The sequence below is a fragment of the Okeania sp. genome (assembly GCF_983059655.1).
In genome coordinates this window covers 1-6,872 of sequence record NZ_CEZPJD010000412.1, presented here as the reverse complement: position 1 = coordinate 6,872, position 6,872 = coordinate 1, and the positions used below count along the sequence as shown (strand labels likewise).

General features: G+C 38.7%; 5 protein-coding genes. 1 reads left to right on the top strand and 4 read right to left on the bottom strand.

Annotated elements, in window-relative coordinates; genetic code table 11:
* Nucleotides 1–47 precede the first annotated feature (47 nt).
* A complete protein-coding gene (locus AC3DU7_RS20625; protein WP_488041176.1) occupies nucleotides 48–257 on the bottom strand; it encodes a DUF433 domain-containing protein in 210 nt (69 codons plus the stop codon).
* Between the two features lie 3 nt (nucleotides 258–260).
* Entirely contained in the window at nucleotides 261–482 is a 222-nt protein-coding gene (locus tag AC3DU7_RS20620; RefSeq protein ID WP_488041175.1) for a hypothetical protein, read from the bottom strand.
* Between the two features lie 709 nt (nucleotides 483–1,191).
* Here AC3DU7_RS20620 and AC3DU7_RS20615 point away from each other — a divergent pair.
* A complete protein-coding gene (locus tag AC3DU7_RS20615) occupies nucleotides 1,192–3,669 on the top strand; it encodes an ATP-dependent Clp protease ATP-binding subunit (protein ID WP_488041174.1) in 2,478 nt (825 codons plus the stop codon).
* Nucleotides 3,670–4,128: 459 nt separating this feature from the next.
* Here AC3DU7_RS20615 and AC3DU7_RS20610 read toward each other — a convergent pair whose 3' ends face one another.
* Together AC3DU7_RS20610 and AC3DU7_RS20605 are read right to left on the bottom strand one after the other, a co-directional pair.
* Nucleotides 4,129–4,953: a squalene/phytoene synthase family protein gene (locus AC3DU7_RS20610; protein ID WP_488041173.1), complete on the bottom strand. Its 825-nt coding sequence runs from the start codon at nucleotides 4,951–4,953 to the stop codon at nucleotides 4,129–4,131.
* 490 nt (nucleotides 4,954–5,443) lie between these two features.
* Entirely contained in the window at nucleotides 5,444–6,385 is a 942-nt protein-coding gene (locus AC3DU7_RS20605; RefSeq protein ID WP_488041172.1) for a hypothetical protein, read from the bottom strand.
* Between the last annotated feature and the right edge of the window lie 487 nt (nucleotides 6,386–6,872).

Here is a 6,872-nt window from a genome sequence, read left to right as displayed (position 1 = left end):
TGTAATTATTTTGGTCAAACAAACAGTGGGAGCATCTTGCTCCCTTGCTAGATTTTTCTCATCCTAAAACGATTTTCTAAGGGAATTTCTATTTCTTCAACGCGCCAAGCAGCATAGGTTAGAGCTTCTTGCAAATCCTCCGGTTCCAAATAAGAATATGCTTTTAAAATATCTTCAGTTGAATGACCTGATGCCATCAACCCAACTATAGTACCAACGGTGACCCGCAAACCTCGAATACAAGGTTTACCACCCATTATTTATGGGTCTAAAGTGATTCTTTTTAATGTTTCATGTAGTTTATTTTGTGCTTTTTCTATTAAAGCTTCATCAATTAAGAAGTCTAGTTTTCCTGAATCAGAATCAGCTTCAATTTCTTGATTCCACTGTTGCCAATCTAACTCCATCATCCATTTTCTTAAATAGGTGAAATCATCAGGAGAAAGGGACTGAATTGCCGCTTGAATTTCTTTAACAGTCATATTCAGATCGCTATAATGGTAGTCTGCTAATATTCTAGCAAGTAATGGGAATACTAATCATGGTTGTATAGGTATTAGACATCTCCAATAATAAAAAATAAAATCAATTATCGTACATAAATTATCAATTATTTCCCCCTACTACCTACTGCCTACTGCCTCTTTTCTGGAGATGTCTAATATAGGGACATTCCACATAACGTCCCTATAATGGTTTGAGGAAAGAATGATATTATAATAAATCTCAAGGAATGCAACTCTTCTGTGAACCAATAATTCTCTTTCAGGAGAATCTTTGTACCTGAATGCCTGAGAGTATTTCAATGCATGTCATTTCAGTTATCAGTTGTCAACTTGATTTCCCAAGTGCTACTTTTAAGAAAAAAAACTAGTGCAAAATGGCGGAAATAATTGACCAGTTACAAAATCCTAAAAGCCTTACCAATCAAAACTTCTGACTTTTGACTTTTGACTTTTGACTTCCGCGTAGCGACACTAGCTACTTTTGGCCTCTTAATAACTCACTTAATTTTTGGTTACGGCTCTCCTCACTAGCACTCCTACTTGTACGACGCTAAATTAGTTACAGTAAACAAAAATTTACATTAGTTTCTATTTATGGCCTAATTGTGGTTTAAAACTAGGTAACAATTAAACTACAGGAAGCACATATCTCCTGTAACCATAATATATGTAAGGAAAAGTAACCATGTTTGAACGTTTTACAGAGCAATCAATCAAAGTGATCATGTTGGCCCAGGAAGAAGCCCGTCGCCTTGGACATAACTTTGTGGGTACAGAGCAAATCCTCCTGGGTCTGATCAGTGAAGGTACAGGTATTGCGGCTAAAGTTCTCAAAGAATATGATGTAAATCTCAAAGATGCTAGGAACGAGGTAGAACAAATAATTGGCCGTGGATCTGGGTTTACTCCGGCAGAAATTCCTTTTACTCCCAGGGTCAAACGGATGTTGGAAGTATCTTTGGAAGAAGCAAGAAAACTAGACCATAACTATATCGGTACAGAACATTTGCTACTGGCATTGCTCCAAGATTCTGAAGGAGTCGCTGCTAAAGTCTTGGACAATTTGGGAGTTGATAGAAGCAAAATTCGGACTCAGATAATTCGCTCCCTTGGAGAAGTTGCTGCAGTTTCTCCTGGAAGCTCTAATTCTGGAAATAAGAAAGCTGTAACTCTGGAAGAATTTGGTACAGACCTAACAAAATTAGCAGCAGAGGGTAAAATCGATCCAGTTGTGGGCCGGGAACGAGAAATTGAACGGATGATTCAAATCTTGGGCCGGAGGACAAAAAATAATCCTGTCCTTCTTGGCGAACCTGGTGTGGGAAAAACAGCGATCGCTGAGGGGTTAGCTCAACGTATTATTAACCAAGATGTTCCGGATCTTCTGCAAAATAAACAGGTGGTCAGCCTGAATATTGGTTCCTTAATAGCTGGCACTAGGTTCAGAGGAGAATTTGAGGAGCGACTGAAAAAGATTATGGATGAAGTCCGCTCTAATGGCAATATTATCCTGGTAATTGATGAAATTCATACGGTTGTGGGTGCTGGTGCCATAGAAGGTAGTATGGATGCTGCTAATATTCTCAAACCGGCTTTGGCTAGGGGCGAAGTACAGTGTATTGGGGCGACTACTCTGGATGAATATCGCAAGCATATCGAACGGGATGCTGCTCTCGAACGTCGTTTCCAACCTGTGAAAGTGGGCGAACCTAGTGTGGAGGAAACAATTGAAATTCTTTATGGGGTACGCTCTGCTTACGAACAACATCACAGGTTGATTATTTCTGATGAAGCTTTGACCGCAGCAGCTAAACTATCTGACCAATATATTAGCGATCGCTTCTTACCAGATAAGGCAATTGATTTGATCGACGAAGCAGGATCTCGTGTTAGAGTGAAAAATTCAATGCTTTCACCACAGCTGAAGGATATGAGAAAGGAAATATCCAAAGTGACAAAAGACAAAGAAGAAGCTGTTCGCGCACAAAACTTTGAGCAAGCTAGTGAATTGCGCGATCGCGAACTAGAAATTCAAGCACAAATTGAAGATAGCGATACCGATAGACAAGAACAAAAAACCAAAGTTACTCCTGTGGTGACAGAAGAGGATATTGCTCATATTGTGGCATCTTGGACTGGAGTACCTGTGAGTAAGTTGACAGAATCTGAATCTGAGAAACTGCTGCACATGGAAGATACTTTGCACCAACGTCTCATTGGTCAAGAAGATGCAGTTAAAGCAGTTTCTCGTGCTTTGCGTCGTGCCCGTGTTGGCCTGAAGAACCCCAACCGACCCATTGCTAGTTTTATTTTCTCTGGTCCAACTGGTGTGGGTAAGACAGAACTGACAAAAGCATTAGCTGCTTATTTCTTCGGTTCTGAGGAAGCCATGATTCGACTAGATATGTCAGAATACATGGAACGTCATACAGTTTCTAAACTAATTGGTTCCCCTCCAGGATTTGTTGGTTATGACGAAGGTGGCCAACTGACTGAAGCTGTACGCCGTCGCCCCTATACTGTAGTATTGTTTGATGAGATTGAAAAAGCCCATCCAGATGTATTCAATATGTTGTTGCAGGTCTTGGAAGATGGTCGTCTCACTGATGCTAAAGGACGGGTCGTCAGCTTTAAAAATACCTTAATCATTATGACTTCTAATATTGGTTCCAAGGTTATTGAGAAAGGTGGCGGTGGTTTAGGTTTTGAGTTTGCTGAGGATAAAGAAGAAGCTCAATATAACCGTATCCGCAATTTAGTCAATGAGGAACTCAAGCAGTATTTCCGTCCAGAATTTCTCAACCGACTGGATGAAATTATTGTCTTCCGTCAGTTGAATAAGGATGAGGTGAAAGAAATTGCAGAAATTATGCTGCGGGAAGTATTCAGTCGTTTGGGCGAACGAAATATGACTCTGACACTCAGTGACAGTTTTAAGGAGCGCTTGATTAAGGATGGATTCGATCCTAGTTATGGTGCCAGACCGCTGCGTCGGGCAATTATGCGTTTGTTAGAAGATGCCTTGGCAGAAGCATTGTTAGCTGGTCAAATTCAGAATGGTGAAAATGTTTACGTAGATTTAGATGAGAATGGAGAGGTAAAAGTTACATCTGCTGGAGCTGCTAAGGAACAACTTCCAGAATTTGCTTACAGCAAATCTTAAAATAGCATTCAGCACCTCAGCACCTCAGCGGTCAGCTCTCAAGGCATAAAATGGGGGTAGGACACCCCCAGAACACGAACACCACGCACTTGTTCAAATAAGCGTGGGGGAGGCCGAACCCACCTATTTTAGCTGAGGAGTCCTCTCGCTCCATTGTGAGATAGTAGTCGAAGGAAAGGTTAGGACAGATAAAAAGCTTAAAAGTTAGACAACGCAATATTTTTCCTTCTTCCTCCTTCCTTCTTCCTTTTTCCTAAAGCTTAAAAGTTAGACAACGCAATATTTTTCTTTCTTATCTTATATAGAATCCGGTTATATAGTATATGTTGATAATTCTATAATTACTTCAAGCCTTTAATCTCCACCACTTCCCCACTCCCCTACTCCCCTACTCCCAACTATACAATAACTATTCAACCGGATTCTATATTACTTCTTCCTTCTTCCTCCTTCCTTCTGCTATACAGAATTATTACAGCGTGAAATTAATTCCATCACTTCGGAACGACTCAACTTTTCTTGCCCCATAGTTAAAATATCTAGAGTAGCATGAGCAAGAGTCAGAGGAATTTGGCAAAAATTTCGAGCAGGTCCTGGAGGAAGAGAGTTAGTATAAGAATCAGCTAATAAAAGATTACGTTGGGCATAGGTTTGCAAATCTTCCACAGTCCAATTATCGGGAAAAAAATCTACGCCCCTGGCTAAATCTTCTGTATGGTTGCGGAGAATATTCACCGCCTGTAGACCTCGCCCAAACCCAATTGCTTCAGTACGATTAGTCTTAGTATTATTGTACCAACTCCATAAATCGGAAAGTAATAATCCCACTGCACCTGCCACACTAAAAGTATAACGGTCTAAATCTGATTCTGTGTGAATTGCCCAATTATTTTCAGCCCAATAAGCCATTCGGTCTGCCATTGCTGCAGTTACATCCCAGATCCTGGGCGCTATTGTATCTGAAGCCAATATTGCCCATTCTCCTACTCTTTGAGTTACTTCTGGTAGGTGAGTAATATTAAAGTCTAACTTAGCTGAAAAATTCTGGAAACTTGAATGGTCAACTCCTTCCTGTAAAAGTAAACTAATCTTGCGCAACAATTTTGCTTTTGTGAAACTATCTAGACTGGGATGATCCTCAATTTCATCAATGGCACGCATACAAAGGTAGGCCGATGTAACTGCTTCTTTTAGCCCAGATGGTAATTGACTAATAGGAATATAGAAAGTACGACTTGTTTCTTTGAGTATATGTAAGGCATCTTTATCTTCAGGTTTATTCATCTTATTCAACTCCTCACGGCCATTTTGGGTTTAATGTATTAGTTTAATTGATGCTCAACACTGGATAGTTAGGGCATTCCTGAAACTTATATCATGCCCGGTTGAATAGTTACACTTTGGAGGAGGGAAGGCAGAAGGCAGAGGGCAGAAGGGAGAAGGGAAAGAAAGGTTTAAAGGTAAAAAGTTTTTTTGTCACTTTGGAGGAGGGAAGGTAAAAGGGAAGGGAGAAGGGAAAGAAAGGTTTAAAGGTAGAAAAGCTGGTACTTTTTCCAGACCTAAAATTGCTCAAACCAATATTGGAGGAGGAAAGGCAGAAGGGAAAGAAAGGTTTAAAGATAGAAAGTTTTTTTGTCACTTTGGAGTAGGGAAGGCAGAGGGCAGAAGGCAGAAGAGAAAAAAAGGGTTAAAGGTAGAAAAGCTGGTACTTTTTTCAGACCTAAAATTCCTCAAACCAATATCAGTCAATACTTTGAGATTTAATCAGCAAGCCCTAATTACTCATCATTTTTTCTAGAAAAGGTAGTCCAAAGGCAATAACAATACTAACCGCTAAACCAGCAAAGGCTTTTAAAGCGTCACTAAAAATAATCTTACCTACATCTTTCATTTCACGGTTTTGGAAATTGTGAGCTATTGCTATTTCTCTTCCTGCTAAAAGACCAATAAATACCCAAGTTGTACTCATCGGCATTTTGCTCCATTCCTTAAATAATAATAAAATTAATCCATAAATAAAGTCTACAATTGTTGCCGAACGAATATCTTGAGTATTAGTTTTACTTGTAACTATATGTTGAATTGCACCACCATTTCTATAAAAGATAATTGCATGTAAAATTAACATTACAAACATGGAAAAAAATAGCATTGAAGCATCAAGATTTCGTGGCAAGTATGCAAAGATATTTGCCAAGTCTTGAATTAACCATTGGCTCCACAAAAATGCGGTTGATACCCACTGTAAAATCACCCATTGAATAGGTGCTTCTTGGTCTGCTGTACTGAGAAACTTCTCTTCTAAAGCTTTAGTTATGAATTTATAAATAATTATAGCTGTGACAAAAGCTAACCCATAACCAAACAGTGATTTAGTCAACATACTGGTGAGATTACTAGGAGCAAAAACTGTGAGGATGAGAAAAGTAGTACTAACAGGAATTCCCCAATTTGTTAAAAATAAAAGTACGAAAGGAGGAACTATATAAATCCAACTAAAATTTTCAGGAAAAGGAAATTCTGCCAAACGCCCATAAGCTACATCTCCATCATTAGTAATCCACCCATAGAAAAAAACTCCCAATAAAACGGAGCAAATAAACAGCCATAATACCCACCAAGGGCGCTGAGAATTAGAACTTAAAAATGTGCCAAGGGTTTGTATCGCATCGTTAGCTACAATTGAATATGATGCTAATAGAAACCCAACTAACATAAATATATATTGACTGTTCATATTTTAGGGAGTAGGGAGTAGTAATTCGAGAAACAGGGGATAGAAAAAAAGAAAAACAACTGTATATCGCTAATTTGAGAAACGCTATATATATAATAACTACAGTTTAGCTAATTAAGATGTTGATTTGAAAAACTATTATACTTATTGCAAAAGTCAGAGAATAGGGAATAGGGAGAAATAATTGATAATTTTATCGATTTAATGAATGAAGCAAGGACTTGTTTAACTTCTACTACATTTTTAAATAAAGAATTTAAGTACAAGAATAACGAGCTTAAATTGTCCACTAAAAATAATAAAGCTGATAGCTGATAACTGACCAAAAAATCAGGTCTCAAGCCTCCCCTTTTAAGGGGATGAAAAAAAATCGATTCAGTATTTCAAGCCTCCGACTTTAGTCGGAGGCTCACTGATAACTGATAACTGATAACTGATAACTGAAATGACCGCTGTTTGCGCAGCA

What these genes read in the sequence shown, in the direction of transcription:
- AC3DU7_RS20620 (WP_488041175.1), bottom strand. Translation starts at nt 482, where the DNA reads ATGACTGTTAAAGAAATTCAAGCGGCAATTCAGTCCCTTTCTCCTGAT.
- AC3DU7_RS20625 (WP_488041176.1), bottom strand. Translation starts at nt 257, where the DNA reads ATGGGTGGTAAACCTTGTATTCGAGGTTTGCGGGTCACCGTTGGTACT.
- AC3DU7_RS20615 (WP_488041174.1), top strand. Translation starts at nt 1,192, where the DNA reads ATGTTTGAACGTTTTACAGAGCAATCAATCAAAGTGATCATGTTGGCC.
- AC3DU7_RS20605 (WP_488041172.1), bottom strand. Translation starts at nt 6,385, where the DNA reads ATGTTAGTTGGGTTTCTATTAGCATCATATTCAATTGTAGCTAACGAT.
- AC3DU7_RS20610 (WP_488041173.1), bottom strand. Translation starts at nt 4,953, where the DNA reads ATGAATAAACCTGAAGATAAAGATGCCTTACATATACTCAAAGAAACA.